Source organism: Anabaenopsis sp. NIES-4685, assembly GCF_059725405.1.
The window spans coordinates 2,112,484-2,128,417 of record NZ_AP043602.1 but is presented as its reverse complement, the minus strand read 5'-3'; the positions used below and the strand labels follow the sequence as shown (position 1 = coordinate 2,128,417).

The following is a 15,934-nucleotide window of genomic DNA, read 5'->3' as shown; positions in this document are numbered from 1 at the left end:
CGTGATTGGAAAATCCGCATATCTAACTAATTTTTTGTGAAAGAGGAACTAATGAACAGCGTGGAACAGCTGCGGCAAGCAGAACAGGCACTGTTAGAGATTTTTTCTGGAATTGACGCTCAGGTCAAGCATAATCTGAAAAGAGTCCTGGATGCCTTTGGTCATCACCGTGTTGGGGCACACCATTTTGCTGGTGTCAGTGGTTATGGCCACGATGATTTAGGAAGACAGACGTTAGATCAAGTGTTTGCCGAAGTCATGGGTGCTGAAGCGGCGGCGGTGCGAGTGCAGTTTGTTTCTGGTACTCATGCGATCGCCTGCGCCTTATTTGGTGTGCTCCGTCCTGGAGATGAGATGTTAGCAGTAGCTGGTTCTCCCTACGATACGCTTGAAGAAGTCATTGGTTTACGAGGTAAAGGCCAAGGTTCCCTTCTTGAGTTTGGCATAAATTACCGCCAATTGGAGCTAACCCTCCAAGGAACTATAGATTGGCAAACCCTAAGTAGTAGCATTAGTGAGAACACCCGGTTAGTGTTGATTCAGCGTTCTTGCGGGTATTCCTGGCGGCCGAGTTTATCAATTAGCGACATAGAAAAAATCGTTTACCTAGTGAAACAGCAAAACCCCAACACCGTTTGTTTTGTAGATAACTGTTACGGGGAATTTATTGAAACCAGAGAACCCACAGATGTTGGTGCCGATTTAATCGCCGGGTCATTGATTAAAAATCCTGGGGGGACAATCGTCACAGCAGGGGGTTATATTGCTGGTCGTGCTGACCTAGTAGAAGCGGCCGCCTGTCGTCTCACAGCTCCTGGGATTGGTAGTTATGGTGGTGCTACCTTCGACCAAAATCGCCTGTTATTCCAGGGCTTATTTTTAGCTCCCCAGATGGTAGGGGAAGCCATGAAAGGAACTCACCTAACTGGTTATGTATTCCATAAGTTAGGTTATCCAGTCAATCCTGCACCCCTAGCACCCCGTGGGGATGTCATTCAAGCCATTAAACTCGGCTGTGCTGCCAAACTAATTGCCTTCTGTAAAGCCATACAACAGCATTCACCCGTAGGTTCCTATCTCGACCCCATTCCCGATGATATGCCGGGCTACGAGAGCCAAGTAGTCATGGCTGGGGGGACGTTTATTGAGGGAAGCACTTTAGAATTTTCCGCTGATGGTCCTTTGCGTGAGCCTTATGTGGTTTATTGCCAGGGGGGGACTCACTGGACCCATGTGGCGATCGCATTAGAGGCGGCGATAGAAGCGGTGGGAATGGCTACATAGGTCGCGGGAGATTTACTCTGGTAACTTATACTGTCCTACAATCTTCTTAGCAAACTCCGGCACATGAGCCGCTAATTTCTCTGGATAATTGCGCCTTACATACAAATAATTCCGCGTAAAATGGGAATCAATAGAAAAACGCGCATACTCTAAACCCTTGGGTCCGATTTTTTCTATTACCACACCCATGAGTTTTGCCGCCCACATGGGTAGTGTTACCCCTTTGTCGTAGGCGGGAATACTTTGTTGTACTGCTTCTTTGCGGTTCCCTTGGGATGTGACTGGCTGGGTGTTTAATTGGTCTTGCACTAAGTCAAGCATTTGTTTACCTGTATCATTTCTAACGACAATCCACTGCCAGCCAAAGGGTGCGCCCATGTAACCTACCACTAGGTCTGCTAGGGAGTTAACGTAGTCAAAGCAGGTCATGCAGGAGGGGACAAGACATCTTTGAGTTGATTGGTTTTTAAGCCAAAAAATGGTACTTTCTCGATGGATCCGTCTTCATGTTTGAAGTGAATGCGGAAGTCTTGCATGAATTCATAATGTACCACTGTCTCTGGTGAACGGCTGGTAGTTTCTAGGAATTTTTGTAGTCCGGCGCGGGTAACGTTATCTACACAGGGTGTACCTAAAACATACAGTTTTTCTAACCCTAGTTGTTTTTCTACGGCTCTGAGGGCTTGAATTTGGCAACCTACACCAATTACTAATAACTTTTTCAGCCCCGATTTTTCTATTTGTTCTAAAACCGAAAGGTTGGGGGATAATGTGGGTTTATTTACCCTGGCTGCCAGTATTTCTTCTGGTGTACGGGCGATGATGGGCATGGGTTGAAAGCGGTCTTCTTTGGTGTTTTGCACACAGATAACGCCTTCTACTAAGCCGCGATTGAGCATTTCAATGGCAATGCTACTGACAATACCCGTCCATTGTGCGCCTTCTATGGGCTGCTGTTTTTGCGCTGCGATCATGTCTTGATGAACGCCAAAGTAGAGTTCGGTTTCGTTATCTAGGTCGCGCGATCGCTTATGGGTTTGTTCTTCGAGTCCCTCTATCTGTTGATTAATAAAAGCGCAGGCTTCCTTGACATAATGAATATAATATGTATCACATAGTCCGCACTCGCTACACAATTCTTTGGCGGGGCGGCGGTTGGTCGGTTTCAGGGCTTTGGCCTTTTTATGGGGAGAAACTGAGGTCATATAAATTTTTTTTGTTTTATCCAGGAATCGCTTTTATTACCATACCTGCTATATAAAACCTAGACCAAGCTAGAGTTTACTTTCTACTTCAACGGGAGCATGGGAGCGGTTATCCCTTAGTAGACTTGCACGCCTTAGCCAGACGCGATATTTCTCTTAAGATTTACAAGAAAGACTACCGCTATCATTGCTTGGTTTTCGCCTTGGCAATAGTCTTAATTCAATACTTGATATCGTAGGATTATATATCAAGTGGGCGATTTTCTTAACTCACTTATGTCAACCCTTGTTAATATAAGTATAGTTTTGTCTATAAAATACTCAGCTTAGGACTAGCTCTACCAGCTAGAAACTTGTAGATGTCTGTGGAAGAGGAAGCCAAACAGAGAACTGGTATTGTTTGACTATTGTTTGACCCCACCCTCACCCTCCCCTTGTCAGGGGAGGGGACTGGATTTGATTGTTTTTTGTGTATTCGGTGTTCCTTCCCATTCCCTGTTCCCTGTTCCCTGTTCCCTAAGATAAAAATTACCTGTTTAATACTTTCCAAACATCCTCTTAGACGTTACTCGCAAAATTTCCCTATATTATTGGTAATTTAGGTAAAATATACACATCCTTAGAAGTATTGACATCTAAAGTTGTTTAACTTTTATATTGCATATTCTGAAAAAACATTATAAATTATGAGGTTGTAGGGGAATAATCTAATTTACTGCCTCAAAGCCCAATCTTGATTAAGTAAATATACCGTAAATAGTTGAAAGCAACTTGGAATAGTAGCGAAAATTCTTTGTTGTTTGGTAAACCCAGGTTGGAGATTGACACACAGAACACAGAACAACCTGGGACTATGTATTTTATGGCGATTCTTAGGATTTATGACGTTGCTTGAGGTAAAAAATACCTGGCTGCGCTTCACCTAAAAGATAATGAAAGAAAAGCTAATTGTGGCTTAATTTCTAGCTCAATTAGTAGCTTAAGTGACGATTTCTAACTTATTTGCTCAAAGCAGGTTGCTATTCAAAATATGGTTTTTGTTATGCTAAAGATAATAGCATAAATAATCCATCACGGTGCATCTAGTAAACAATTACCCCCTCAATGGAGTTAGTCTAGTGATGCCAATAAATGAATTAGTAACAGATGAAAATATAGAAGAACAAGCATGGTCAGCGCTAGAGAAGTCAATTCTCTATTATCAAGGTCGTCCTGTGGGAACTGTAGCGGCCTATGATGCTTCTGTGGAAGCACTTAATTATGATCAGTGTTTTATCCGCGATTTTGTCTCTTCGGCGTTAATTTTTTTGATTAAAGGTAGAACAGATATTGTTCGTAATTTCCTGGAAGAAACATTAAAGTTACAGCCTAAAGAAAGAGAACTAGATGCTTATAAGCCTGGGCGCGGTTTAATTCCAGCTAGCTTTAAAGTTGTATGCGACAATGGAGAGGAATATTTAGAAGCTGATTTTGGTGAACACGCGATCGCTAGAGTCACTCCAGTAGATTCTTGTCTATGGTGGATTATTTTATTGCGTGCTTATGTAGTGGCTACAAAGGATTATTCCATCGCCTATCAACCTGATTTCCAAAATGGTATTAGGTTAATTATGGAAATCTGCTTGGCCAATCGCTTTGATATGTACCCCACGCTGTTAGTTCCCGATGGTGCTTGTATGATTGACCGTCGCATGGGGATTTATGGTCATCCTCTGGAAATTCAGGTGTTATTTTATGGGGCTTTACGTGGAGCTCGTGAGCTGTTGATTTGTCAGGGTAATCAAGATATAATCTCAGCAATTGATAACCGCCTCCCACTGTTGTGCGCTCATATTCGCCAGCATTATTGGATAGATATTAATCGCCTCAATGCAATTTATCGTTTTAAGAGTGAAGAGTATGGCAAAGGGGCTGTGAATCTATTTAATATCTATGTAGACTCTCTTCCCTATTACGAATTAGACAAGTGGTTACCCCGTAAAGGTGGTTATTTAGCTGGTAATGTCGGTCCATCTCAGTTAGATACCCGTTTTTTTGCCCTGGGTAACTTGATGGCGATTATTTCTGACTTAGCTACAGAAGAACAGTCACAAGCTATTATGAGTTTGATTGAGGAAAGATGGGATGATTTAGTAGGAGATATGCCTATGAAAATCTGTTTCCCGGCCTTAGAGCATGAAGAATACAGAATTGTCACCGGGTGTGATCCGAAAAATATCCCTTGGTCATATCATAATGCTGGTAGTTGGCCGGTATTAATGTGGATGTTTGCCGCAGCAGCTGTCAAAACCAACAAAACTGGTTTAGCTAGAAAGACTATTGAAATTGCCAAAACCAGGTTGATTGAAGATGAATGGCCAGAATATTATGATGGTAAAAAAGGACGACTCATTGGTAAGCAAGCTAGGAAATATCAAACTTGGAGTATTGCAGGTTTTTTATTGGCAAAAGAACTGATGGATAATCCCAATTATTTACCATTGGTGAGTTTTGATGAATTACCGCCTGAAGCTGTTTCTCGGGCTTGTGAGTTTGAAATTGGGAGTGTAGAACCTTATATGCCTGGATAGTCAATCTCACGAGGTTAATTAGTTGTATTGGTCTAAGATGAAAATAAGGTTTAAAGCCCGATGTAACTACAAAGTAGTTACATTTTGCTTTTGCTATTCTCTAAATTGCTCTGAGTGATCATTTGGGAAATTGCGGCTATGGGACAATAAATTAAATCAGAAACCTTGGTGATCTTGGTTTAGGCTTGAATATCGCCCTAGATATCTTGTGGATCGACAAAAACCAGTTGTCTATATATTCATCACTCAATTAACAAGTATTGTAACTATAGCAGAGAATAAGCAGATTTTATCTGGTGCTAAAATACCATCTAAATGGAGTATTTCTCGGAATGGAAACAGAGAAATTAGTAATAGTTGATGATTTAGAAAAACAGGCCTGGGAAATTTTAGATAAGTCGATTATTTACTACCAAGGTCGTCCTGTGGGTACTCGGACAAGCTGTGAGCAGATAAAACAAGGTTTAGAGCATGACCATTGTTTTATTAGGGATTTCGTCCCCTCCGCTTTACTTTTTTTAATTAAAGGTAAATATGATATTGTTCGTAATTTCTTGGAAGAAACTTTAAAGTTACAGCCTAAAAAGAACCAATTGGATGCTTATATACCCGGACAAGGTTTGATACCAGCAAGCTTTAAGGTTGTATCAGACAATGGTCAAGAATATTTGGAAGCGGATTTTGGGGAACATGCGATCGCTAGAGTTACACCTGTTGATTCTTGTCTGTGGTGGATAGTTATATTACACGCCTATGTCAAGGCTACCAAAGATATTAGTTTCGCCTTGCAGCCTCAATTCCAGCAAGGAATTATGCTGATTATGGAAATTTGCTTGGCGACCAGATTTGATATGTACCCCACCCTGTTGGTTCCCGATGGCGCTTGTATGATTTACCGGCGTATGGGTATCTACGGTTATCCTTTGGAAATTCAAGCCCTATTTTATGCAGCCTTACGGTGTGCGCGGAAGTTGCTGATTTGTGCTGGAGATAATAAAATTGTCATCGGTATTGATAATCGCTTACCTCTATTAAGAGATCATATTCGTCGTCACTATTGGATTGATATAAAGCGATTAAATGCGATTTACCGCTTTAAGGGTGAAGAATACGGACAGTCAGCAGTGAATCAATTTAATATTTATCCTGATTCTATTCGCTATGCTAATTTGGCTATTTGGTTACCAAAACATGGTGGTTACTTAGCGGGTAATGTCGGATGTCTCAATTAGATACGCGATTTTTTGCACTGGGAAACATGATGGCGATTCTTGCTTCTCTTACCAGTGAACAGCAATCTCAAGCAATTATGAATCTGATTGAGGAACAGTGGGATGATTTAGTCGGAGAAATGCCGATGAAAATCTGTTTCCCAGCAGTGGAAAAGGAGGAATACAGAATTTTTACCGGGTGTGACCCCAGAAATATACCCTGGTCATATCATAATGGTGGTAGTTGGCCTGTGTTATTGTGGTTTTTGATTGCTGCGGCTCAAAAAACAGGTAGGACTGATGTGAGTCAACGGGATTGGGACATTGCTCAAGAACGTCTGAGTCAAAATCAATGGCCAGAATATTATGATGGTATTCGGGGGGTTTTAGTGGGCAAGAAGGCCAGAAGATATCAAATTTGGACAATTTCTGGTTTCCTCTTGGCTAAGGAGTTGATACGCAACCCGTCCCATTTAGCTTTAATCAGTTTTGCACAGTTGGATTTAGAGAATGCTTCCCAGTCTTGCGAGTTATGAGTTTTGCTTGGGCGTTGGTTGTGGTGCCGCAGTACAATAAAATAATTGTCAGAATATACTTAATTACCTCGAATTTCCATGACTCGGCGGGGTAGACAAATTATACAGTTAAAATTAGTTCATGATAAATGCCCGCCAAATAGCTTTTAATGCCTTGCGAGATGTTCATAAGGGGGCTTATGCTGATGTAGCTTTAAATAGGGTGCTGCAAAAGGTGAGCTTGCCTAGTCACGATCGCGGTTTGCTGACGGAATTAGTCTATGGTAGTGTGAGGAGGCAACGGACTCTTGATACCCTCATTGACCAACTGGCTACTAAAAAATCTCATCAACAACCCCAAGACCTGCGCACTATCATACATCTGGGTTTATACCAATTGCGTTATCAAGAGCGTATCCCGGCTTCGGCGGCTGTGAATACTACTGTACAGTTGGCTAAGGAAAATGGTTTTTCTGGTCTGACGGGTTTTGTGAATGGTCTGTTGCGCCAGTATATTCGTCTAGGGGAGAGGTTACCGGAGCCTTTGAAGTTACCTGAAAATCCTGTGGAACGTTTGGGTATTTTATACAGCTTTCCCGATTGGATTATTCAGGTTTGGTTAGATGAATTGGGTTTGGCGCAAACAGAACAACTTTGTGACTGGATGAACCAAACACCGACAATTGATTTACGGGTTAATCCCCTGCGGGCTGCTATTGAGGAAGTTGAGGGGGCTTTGGCTTCAGTTGGGATTTTAACTCGCAGGGTGCGGGATTTACCGCAGGCTTTACGATTAGTTGGGAGTACTGGCGCTATCCAAAATCTGCCAGGTTTTAGTGAGGGTTGGTGGTCTGTGCAAGATGCTAGCGCTCAACTTGTGGGTTATGTCCTCAACCCTCAAGCAGGTGAGGTGGTGATTGATGCTTGTGCAGCACCGGGGGGGAAAACAACCCATATTGCTGAATTAATGGGGGATGATGGGGAAGTTTGGGGGTGCGATCGCACTGCTTCCCGTCTGCGTAAACTCAGGGAAAATGCCCAACGGTTACATCTAAAATCTATCCGTATTTGTACTGGTGATAGTCGTCATTTACCCCAGTTTAATTCTCGGGGCGATCGCGTCTTACTAGATGCACCCTGTTCTGGGTTGGGAACCCTACACCGCCACGCCGATGCACGTTGGCGACAAACACCTGAATCTGTCCAGGAACTATCGAGGTTGCAAACAGAACTCATAGCACAGACATCTCAATTTGTCAAGCCTGGGGGTGTACTAGTTTATGCCACTTGTACACTGCATCCGGCGGAAAATGAAGGGGTGATTTCTAGGTTTTTAACTGACCATCCCGATTGGGAAATTCAGCCCCCCGGGGTTGACTCGTATGAGGCTAGGTATTCCACACCCCAAGGTTGGTCTGAAGGTTTCGGCCTCACCGACAAAACATGGATGGCTTTTTCATGGTGCGATTAAGAAAAACCAACAATTACCAATGAATACAGTTTGGGATTGTACTATTTTCTTGAAAGCTACCAACCTAGCGGAGGAAGCAGCAATGGTTACTGATTCCCATGTCAAAAAGTTAGTGAAAATCCTAATTGCTGCGGCTTGGATTGATGGTAAAATAGAACCCGAAGAACGGCAATATCTGCGCGAGATAGCTCAAGTAAAAGGGTTAGCAGGTGATCCGGAAATTAAACCTTGGCTGTATAAGTTAGTTCCTGTGCAACCGCAAGAATATTCTAGCTGGTTACGAGAATATTTAGGCGATCGCCCTAGCCCAAAAGGTTACCAAAATCTGATTTCGGCTATTAGTGAATTAATTTATAGTGATGATGAAGTAGGTGTAGAAGAAGTATGGCTGCTGACAAAAAACGAGTCAATGAAGCTGAATCAATGCAGTGAAGCAGACTATAGAGAGTTGCTCAAACAAATTCAAAAGCTTTATCGTCGCTGGGTGGAGGTGCAGAACTAAAGCTTTGAGTTGAGCAGACGCGATTCTTCGCGTCTAGCCATCCCCATGCAGAAGTAATACTTAAGACTTCGTTTTACCCGAACCTGGAGTTTCTTCTGGTTCTACTTTAGGTACAAAGTCGGGGCGATCTTTGCTTTCCCAACCGGGGGGACGTTTGGAGTTATACCAAGCTATAGAACCAATAGTGACAGCAGCAATAAAACCAACCACATACACTAAGGTAAAGGCTAAGGGAAAATGAGACCCCCCGGCTACTGCTTCCGCAGCCGTTTGCATGAATAAATTCATATAAATACCTGATATAGGTAAACTCAGTCACCAAAGGCGCTGAGAGGAAACTAATTATTGAAAGCATTTTAACATCAAAGGCACCTCAAGGTACACTCACCTTTGCTTAAAATAAAATCAACAGTCAATATAGTATCAAGATGCCGCACTACCAAAAACTACTCAGAATTTCTACCACAGGGAAAAACTTTCAGAACATCACCGCCAAAATTGCGGCTATAGTTACAGAATCAGGGGTGGAAACTGGACTTTGTACCTTGTTTTTGCGTCACACTTCCGCTAGTTTAGTGATACAAGAAAATGCCGACCCGGATGTTTTGGTAGATTTAGCCAACTTTATGGCTAAACTCGTGCCTGAGTCGGGTAAGTATATTCACGATGCTGAAGGTGCGGACGATATGCCAGCACATATCCGCACGGCACTGACCCATACTTGTGAACAGATTCCCATCAATCGCGGTCATTTAGTCCTGGGAACTTGGCAAGGTATTTATATTTGGGAGCATCGTCAGCGTAGTCATACCAGAGAATTAGTCGTCCATATTTCCAGCTAGGAACTGGATCTAGTAACTCTGTCCCCATCTCCCCTGATGTCTTTATGAACCATGACCTGAAGGGAAATCACCCTTTTCAATGCCTAGATGAGATTTTAGCCCAACAGTGTGTTAATCCATTAACTCTCAACCCCGACAAAACCTTAATCACTAGTTTTGTAGAACTGGGAAACTTAATTACTACCATGACCACAGATGAGGAATTTATTCTAGCCCTGGGGGATACCTTAAAATTGATAGTTTATGCTCAGTTGCAAAACTTCCCAGAAAATATCTTCTGGGATTTTGATTTTATGGTTAGTAGTATGGTCAGACAGGCTTTAGTAGCCGATGGGGGTTTTATGTCTTTTTTAGAATCCTTTGGTGATAAAATGGTCTTGCTCATTGAGCTATTCGGCATCAATAAAGAAATTCGCTTCCGCTACGTTCACGATTTTATTTATGGGTTTGATTGGGCAAGATGGGTACAAAGAGAACCACAAACGCGCTCAAATTCTGAGCCTTTTAGTTTGGTTTTTTTAGAGGAGTTATTGAGCAAGGGTGAAAAACTAATCAAACACATTAACTATGGTCAGTTGACATCTTATAATCTTTCTCATACAGGATACCGTAACCCCTTCGATTTTTCCCGGGAGCCGGAAGATGAGCACCTGCTACTAACTTCTTTAGCTAAAGCAAACCTCATCCCTGTGGCTACATGGGATTGGGATACCTGTCCTGTATGGGATAAACCCTTTCAAGAAATGCGCCAGCAGTTAGCATTAAAGTTAAATATTCAACCCCAGAAACACTGATGAAAGCATTTGTAGCCGGAGCAACAGGCGAAACAGGTCGCCGCATTGTCCAAGAACTCATAGCGCGCAATATTCCTGTGCGGGTTTTGGTGAGGGATATAGAGAAAGCTAGAGCTATTTTACCCAGTGAGGCACAGTTAGTTGAGGGTGATGTGTTACAACCACAAAGCCTGAATGCTGCTTTAGGAGATAGTACGGTTTTGCTGTGCGCTACGGGTGCTAAACCCAGTTTTGACCCCACTGGCCCCTATAGAGTGGATTTTGAGGGTACTAAAAATCTGGTCGCTGCGGCTAAGTCTCAGGGAATTGAGCATTTTGTTTTAGTGTCTTCTTTGTGTGTTTCTCAGTTGTTTCATCCTTTAAATTTGTTCTGGCTGATTTTGGTATGGAAAAAACAGGCTGAGGAGTATATTCAAAAAAGTGGTTTGACTTATACTATTGTCCGCCCTGGTGGTTTGAAAAATGAAGATAATTCTGATGGTGTGGTAATGCAAGGTGCTGATACGTTGTTTGATGGTAGTATTCCCCGTCAGAAGGTGGCGCGGGTGGCGGTTGAGGCTTTGTTTGAGCCTGCTTCCCGGAATAAAATTGTTGAGGTGGTGGCTAAATCAGAGGCTCCCCAAAAAAGTTGGGGGGAGTTATTTGCTAATGTTTAGTTAATTTCACTAAGTTTCTAGGATTGTGACACTCAAAGGTTTTAAACTCAAGGGCGTTGAGCATCTGATTGGCCCCATGGCGGCACTGCTGGGGTTTGTATATTTGTTACAGTGGTATATACATGGCTCGGTGCGATCGCCAAGGGATCTGGTATTTATGGTACCACAGCCACCTTTAGTCATGAGTGGGGGTGATCCTTACATCCGTGCTTTGATGCGCACCATCTCCGCTAGTGAAGCTAGTGGTAACCGTCCCTATTCTCTGTTATATGGTGGTCAGCAGGTCAATGACCTCAGTCGCCATCCAGAAATATGCGTTAGAATCGTCAGCGGACCGAATAAAAATAACTGCTCTACTGCGGCGGGTAGGTATCAAATTATTAATAAGACTTGGTTTGAAATCGCCCCTCGCTATCATCCCCAACCTCCCGGAGCCATGTTTTGGTCTACTTATAGTCTTGCACCGGAGTATCAAGATATAGTGGTTTACCGTTGGTTGAAGGATACCAGAGTTTGGAGAACTGATATTGCTCAACTGTTACGACAAGGAAAAATTCACGATGTTTTGCGGCGACTATCTCCCACCTGGACAAGTTTGGGATACGGTATAGAAACTAATTCAATTAGTAGGTCTTTGCCCCAAATTTATGAGAAAATGTTACAGGAAGAATTAAGAGCTGTGAATCAAGGAGCATTTATCACCATCAGTCCCCAGCGGTGATTTTGTCTGAGGATTTTATAGGTTTAATTATATAGGACTCCTATTTGATTTCTGAACAATTTCTGTTCCCTGTTCCCTGTTCCCTGTTCCCTGTTCCCTTTCCTCACTGATAATTTCTCAACTCAAATAGGATGACTATATAAAGTTGCGGATACTTTTGACAAATTCTCTAGTATTTTCTAAGTGAGTATTATGGCCAGCATCAGCAATAACTCTTACCTGGGTCAACATTTTTGCGCCATTTGTGTATGAATATCTCTAAATTTATGGTCATATTCCCCGGTTAATAACAGTAAAGGTATGGTGTTTTCTGGGAGTTTATGCCATAATGAGGGTTGCTTTCCAGTTCCCATAAATTGCAATGACTTGGCTAGTTCCACTGGGTGATTTTGCAACCGACTTTCTACCATGGTGGTAAATTGTGGATGGTCTTTGAGTCTTCCAAAGATGGGTTGACTATACCAATGGAGTAAGAAGTTAGTAAAGTCTTGTTTGGTAGTAGTTCTAACTAACTTTCTGGCGATTTGACCATCGGTTTTAACTCTGGTTAATTGTTCTGTTGCTGTTGCTAACCCAGGGGATGCAGATTCTAAGATGACTTTAGTAAAACGGTGGGGAAAATGTAGCGTTAGATATAAGGCTAATCTTCCACCCATGGAGTAACCGACTAAGTAGCACTGTTGAATGTTTAACTGGTCTAGTAAGTTAATCACCCCCTGGGCGACATTTTCCATTGTATAGTATTCATCCCCTCCCCATACTTGAGTTTTGCCATGTCCAGGTAAGTCAAGTGTTAAATAGGAAAATTCCTCACCCAGTAATGTAATCACTGGATCAAATTCATGAAGATTGCCAATAAAGCCATGCAAAAATAGCATAACTGGTGTGTGGGGGTGATTAATTAAATGATAGTGAATATTGTATTTTGGCAGAGTCATAAACCTATCAAAACATACTGGGAGCGTTGTTACCTTGAGTAAGATGCAAATCTCAAATATGCCAAATCAATGATGTAAACGTTCAGTTAAAAATATCTTAGTCCGGTGCGTTTTTGATATCGCAGAATCATGTCTACATTATGTTGTTGTATAGGTGTAAGCAAACGGGATGGAAATTGATTAGGCTGGTAACGTGGCTTATACCAAGGTTGACTATTGAAGTAATTTTGTAAAGTGGGATTCACAAATCGGCGACCATGAACAGCAAAAATCGCATTACGCAATAAATCCAGAGACAATGCACTGTAACCTTCTAAATCTGCTTCTTTTTTGATTTTCTTTTGAGAAAGCCAGCTATAGTCATGGAAATAGCCGGGGTAATCATAAGTAATTATGCCATTTTCATCAACTCGTGGCTCGACAGCTTTTGGTTGTCTGGCTAAGGCTGTCATCGAGGTTGGTATAATTGATAAATAGACAATATAACAAGATAAATAATTGGAATTTACCCAACCTGTTAAACCATTAACCCCAGGGTTGGGAACTTGCATAACCTGAACATAAACCCAAGGACTATGATGGTCTTTCAACAACTTAACAACATTCCCATTATTCAAACCAGCACGGGCTTCACCACCAGGTGTAAAACGCAAAGCAAGTTGTCCTGTTTTAATGTTGATTACATCACAAAACACCTGTGGAGTTTGGGCTATTAGAGTATTTTTGATGCTAAGAGATGGATTAGTAGCAACGGAGAGATGTGGGACAGTTGCTAGTATTGGCATCGGACTAAAGATAGTTAATCCAACTATGCACTTCAACAGAGATATCTTTTTAAAGATATTTATTCTTATGATACTCATTATTCTAGTTCAACTATAAATAATCGTGGTTTGATCAACTTGTTTACCTGTTTTCTGGAAAGTCATCTTTTCAACTTGATAATTTTTTAAGTTGGGATTTACAACCTCCTCATTTAGTCGGTAAGGGTCGATGGTTTCATACTACCGTGCCCATCTTTCCAGTGGGGTAGTGCCTGGGGTAAGTTTAAGAGGGTGTTTGAAAAGTTTTAGATGGTGACTTTATACACTTGCAGATCCCCCCTAACCCCCCTTAATAAGGGGGGAACTAGAATCAAAGTCCCCCTTTTCAAGGGGGATTTAGGGGGATCTAAAATTTTTGATACATCATGAGGGACTTTTAAAACATCCTCTAAAAGGTTAAATAAATCATATCGTAAACGTTGCGTAGCATGGCTTGGGCCTGCGTAGCAACATCAGTTTAAAATCCCCTGTGATTCCATCCAGGGGAGAAGTCAAGTAAATCCCTTGTAATTCAGGGTTGAGGTTAATAACAATAAAGGATTCTACTCAGAAATTCCAGCACGCAACCAATGGCGAATTGTTTGAATTTCCGTGGTGGTGGAGCTTAAATACTGTTGCTGTAATTCTGGAGATAAATTAGGGTGGTTGAGTAAGTATTCTATACGGCTTTGCACATTAGAAATCAAGGTATCTAAGTTGTCGTAAGGAATGATGTTTTGTTTGCTGTTGCTGTGGTCAGATGGGGGTACAGGTACTTGTGTATAATTAGTTTGGGTTTGGTGGGTGAGATATTGGGCTTTTTCTGCTTCTAGTTGGGATACTGTTTGTTGCAGTGTTTCTATGACTCCATGCATCTCTAGGGGGTCAAATATGCGTAACAAGCTGGTTTGAGTAACTATACCTAACTTTGCGCCCCAATCCCAGGATACTACTAATCGCTGTACTCGCCGGCGTTGCATTTGTTGATGGGCAGACCACAGGGAATCTTCGGGACTGAGTAAGAATAAGGGTGTACTCATGACTGTTTGTGCGGAAATTTTCGCCAAATTTAATCCTAATGCTTGAAATTGCACAATATCCCTTTCTGTGACAATACCCACTGGTTGAAAGGTGTAGAGAATATCATTCCAGGAATCGGTTTTGGTGATGACAATGCAACTAACTTGATGTTGTGCCATCATCTGTGCTAGGGTAAGTACCGAGGTTGCAGGTGGTGCATGAATCACTCTAGTGGTCATGACTTCTGATACCCGCCGCATTTTCAGCAAGTTGGTGGGACGTAAGACCTGTCTGAGACTTTCTGGGGAAACGATTCCTACTAGTTGTTGGTTTTCATCTACGATGACTAAGTGACGAATCCGATACCGCCGAAATAAAAATAGGGCGGCAAATATATCCTGGAATGCAGTATGAGAAAGGGTAATTACCGGATGTACCATGACTTGGGATATTTTTACCTTAGCAAAGTCCTCACCTGCTGCGGTGAGTCTGACAATATCTCGCTCTGTAAAAATACCTAATAACTGCGCCCCATCCATGACTAAAACACTACTGGAACGAACCCCAAGCATTGAATAATAACCAATTGCTGAATCATATTCAGGCAATGAGCAGGTATTACCTCGGGTTCGACTCATTAAATTAATCACGTCAGTTAGAGATGTATCCGGTGTGACAACTAGTGGCTGCCGATCTATGGCATCTTCTACACTGGGAACGCCAATCAATGGGTCATCAAGCATACTTTAGAGTTGATGTTAATTTATGAATTTTTGTAAAGATATTCGTCAGACATATATTACACATGGGACAATTGAGATACAATCCGAGGGATGTAAAGGTTAAAGTTGCTCAAGGCATTAGATGCTAAGGCTTTGAGTTATGAAGAGGTAAATATAATGTCTTAAAATAAGGTGAGTGAAAAAGGGGTTAATGGAGGGAATCTTGCCATTAGGTTGCGTCCATACCGGAAATTCTGGGAGTTTTACCATAAAGCCTGTCTAAAACCCTTTTGACTGACACAGGTCGCCACTGACTTCCTCGCTTGGTTGTATATCCTTGCTGGTTTAACCAGGTAGCAATTTGTGGAAGGGATTTTCCTGACTTGTGATGGCGGCGAATTAAGTCAATAATCTGTTGTTCGGCGGGATTGTCTACTAATTCGCCATGTACTGATTGTTGACCAAAAGCGGGAGAACCATAGCCAGCATAGCCACCGCGAGTAGCTTTCGCTTTCCGCGCCTGTTCTAGCTTGTGCCATAGGTAATAGTCTTTTGATTGTTCAGCAGTCATTGGTTTTACAAATGAAATCACCTCTGATGACATAGTATCTCAAGTTATGACAGATGCTAATCAATCAGTGGGATTTTTGAGGTAATTCTTTACCAATCAGTGAGCGGTT

11 protein-coding genes and 4 pseudogenes are annotated in these 15,934 nt (G+C 42.0%); 9 read left to right on the top strand and 6 right to left on the bottom strand.

What is annotated here, in order from left to right:
- Nucleotides 1–51 precede the first annotated feature (51 nt).
- Nucleotides 52–1,284, top strand: coding sequence for a methionine gamma-lyase family protein (locus AC6IZ0_RS09435; protein WP_497725889.1), 1,233 nt, complete (start codon nt 52–54; stop codon nt 1,282–1,284).
- A gap of 12 nt (nt 1,285–1,296) precedes the next feature.
- Here the strand turns inward: AC6IZ0_RS09435 and AC6IZ0_RS09430 are convergent.
- A pseudogene (locus AC6IZ0_RS09430) lies at nt 1,297–2,489 on the bottom strand (Coenzyme F420 hydrogenase/dehydrogenase, beta subunit C-terminal domain).
- Between the two features lie 1,121 nt (nt 2,490–3,610).
- Here AC6IZ0_RS09430 and AC6IZ0_RS09425 point away from each other — a divergent pair.
- From AC6IZ0_RS09425 to AC6IZ0_RS09410, 4 genes and pseudogenes are all read left to right on the top strand, one after another.
- A complete protein-coding gene (locus AC6IZ0_RS09425; RefSeq protein ID WP_497725888.1) occupies nt 3,611–5,059 on the top strand; it encodes a glycoside hydrolase 100 family protein in 1,449 nt (482 codons plus the stop codon).
- Nucleotides 5,060–5,391: 332 nt separating this feature from the next.
- A pseudogene (locus tag AC6IZ0_RS09420) lies at nt 5,392–6,806 on the top strand (glycoside hydrolase 100 family protein).
- A 121-nt stretch (nt 6,807–6,927) separates the two neighbouring features.
- A pseudogene (locus tag AC6IZ0_RS09415) lies at nt 6,928–8,279 on the top strand (16S rRNA (cytosine(967)-C(5))-methyltransferase).
- A 59-nt stretch (nt 8,280–8,338) separates the two neighbouring features.
- Nucleotides 8,339–8,758 carry a tellurite resistance TerB family protein gene (locus tag AC6IZ0_RS09410; protein WP_497726031.1) on the top strand — a complete coding sequence of 140 codons (420 nt, stop codon included), beginning with the start codon at nt 8,339–8,341 and terminating at the stop codon, nt 8,756–8,758.
- 60 nt (nt 8,759–8,818) lie between these two features.
- Here the strand turns inward: AC6IZ0_RS09410 and psb35 are convergent, their stop codons facing one another.
- Nucleotides 8,819–9,046 (bottom strand): photosystem II assembly protein Psb35, encoded by a 228-nt coding sequence (psb35, locus tag AC6IZ0_RS09405; protein ID WP_497725887.1) that lies wholly within the window; start codon nt 9,044–9,046, stop codon nt 8,819–8,821.
- 140 nt (nt 9,047–9,186) lie between these two features.
- Between psb35 and AC6IZ0_RS09400 the strand changes: the two genes are divergently transcribed.
- The 4 genes from AC6IZ0_RS09400 (at nt 9,187) to AC6IZ0_RS09385 (ending at nt 11,771) form a co-directional block, all read left to right on the top strand.
- Nucleotides 9,187–9,600, top strand: a complete 414-nt coding sequence (locus tag AC6IZ0_RS09400; protein ID WP_200989534.1) for a secondary thiamine-phosphate synthase enzyme YjbQ — start codon at nt 9,187–9,189, stop codon at nt 9,598–9,600.
- Between the two features lie 44 nt (nt 9,601–9,644).
- Nucleotides 9,645–10,394, top strand: a complete 750-nt coding sequence (locus AC6IZ0_RS09395) for a hypothetical protein (RefSeq protein WP_497725886.1) — start codon at nt 9,645–9,647, stop codon at nt 10,392–10,394.
- A complete protein-coding gene (locus tag AC6IZ0_RS09390) occupies nt 10,394–11,050 on the top strand; it encodes an NAD(P)H-binding protein (protein WP_497725885.1) in 657 nt (218 codons plus the stop codon). Before AC6IZ0_RS09395 ends, AC6IZ0_RS09390 begins: the two co-directional genes overlap by 1 nt.
- 76 nt (nt 11,051–11,126) lie before the next feature.
- Entirely contained in the window at nt 11,127–11,771 is a 645-nt protein-coding gene (locus AC6IZ0_RS09385) for a glycoside hydrolase family 24 protein (protein WP_497726030.1), read from the top strand.
- Nucleotides 11,772–11,906: 135 nt separating this feature from the next.
- On the opposite strand, the pseudogene menH reads toward AC6IZ0_RS09385, so the two are convergent.
- The 4 genes and pseudogenes from menH to AC6IZ0_RS09365 all read right to left on the bottom strand — a co-directional run bounded on the left by menH (nt 11,907) and on the right by AC6IZ0_RS09365 (nt 15,825).
- A pseudogene (gene menH, locus AC6IZ0_RS09380) lies at nt 11,907–12,709 on the bottom strand (2-succinyl-6-hydroxy-2,4-cyclohexadiene-1-carboxylate synthase).
- Nucleotides 12,710–12,795: 86 nt separating this feature from the next.
- Nucleotides 12,796–13,494 (bottom strand): YARHG domain-containing protein, encoded by a 699-nt coding sequence (locus tag AC6IZ0_RS09375; RefSeq protein WP_497725884.1) that lies wholly within the window; start codon nt 13,492–13,494, stop codon nt 12,796–12,798.
- Nucleotides 13,495–14,075: 581 nt separating this feature from the next.
- The gene (locus AC6IZ0_RS09370) at nt 14,076–15,275 is read right to left on the bottom strand and encodes a CBS domain-containing protein (RefSeq protein WP_497725883.1); all 1,200 of its coding nucleotides are present in this window, start codon (nt 15,273–15,275) and stop codon (nt 14,076–14,078) included.
- Nucleotides 15,276–15,483: 208 nt separating this feature from the next.
- Entirely contained in the window at nt 15,484–15,825 is a 342-nt protein-coding gene (locus AC6IZ0_RS09365; protein WP_497725882.1) for a recombinase family protein, read from the bottom strand.
- Between the last annotated feature and the right edge of the window lie 109 nt (nt 15,826–15,934).

Excerpts from the sequence above, each read along its gene's own strand:
- AC6IZ0_RS09395 (WP_497725886.1), top strand. The coding sequence starts at position 9,645 with ATGAACCATGACCTGAAGGGAAATCACCCTTTTCAATGCCTAGATGAG.
- AC6IZ0_RS09385 (WP_497726030.1), top strand. The coding sequence starts at position 11,127 with ATGGCGGCACTGCTGGGGTTTGTATATTTGTTACAGTGGTATATACAT.
- psb35 (WP_497725887.1), bottom strand. The coding sequence starts at position 9,046 with ATGAATTTATTCATGCAAACGGCTGCGGAAGCAGTAGCCGGGGGGTCT.
- AC6IZ0_RS09435 (WP_497725889.1), top strand. The coding sequence starts at position 52 with ATGAACAGCGTGGAACAGCTGCGGCAAGCAGAACAGGCACTGTTAGAG.
- AC6IZ0_RS09410 (WP_497726031.1), top strand. The coding sequence starts at position 8,339 with ATGGTTACTGATTCCCATGTCAAAAAGTTAGTGAAAATCCTAATTGCT.
- AC6IZ0_RS09365 (WP_497725882.1), bottom strand. The coding sequence starts at position 15,825 with ATGACTGCTGAACAATCAAAAGACTATTACCTATGGCACAAGCTAGAA.
- AC6IZ0_RS09400 (WP_200989534.1), top strand. The coding sequence starts at position 9,187 with ATGCCGCACTACCAAAAACTACTCAGAATTTCTACCACAGGGAAAAAC.
- AC6IZ0_RS09425 (WP_497725888.1), top strand. The coding sequence starts at position 3,611 with ATGCCAATAAATGAATTAGTAACAGATGAAAATATAGAAGAACAAGCA.
- AC6IZ0_RS09370 (WP_497725883.1), bottom strand. The coding sequence starts at position 15,275 with ATGCTTGATGACCCATTGATTGGCGTTCCCAGTGTAGAAGATGCCATA.
- AC6IZ0_RS09375 (WP_497725884.1), bottom strand. The coding sequence starts at position 13,494 with ATGCCAATACTAGCAACTGTCCCACATCTCTCCGTTGCTACTAATCCA.
- AC6IZ0_RS09390 (WP_497725885.1), top strand. The coding sequence starts at position 10,394 with ATGAAAGCATTTGTAGCCGGAGCAACAGGCGAAACAGGTCGCCGCATT.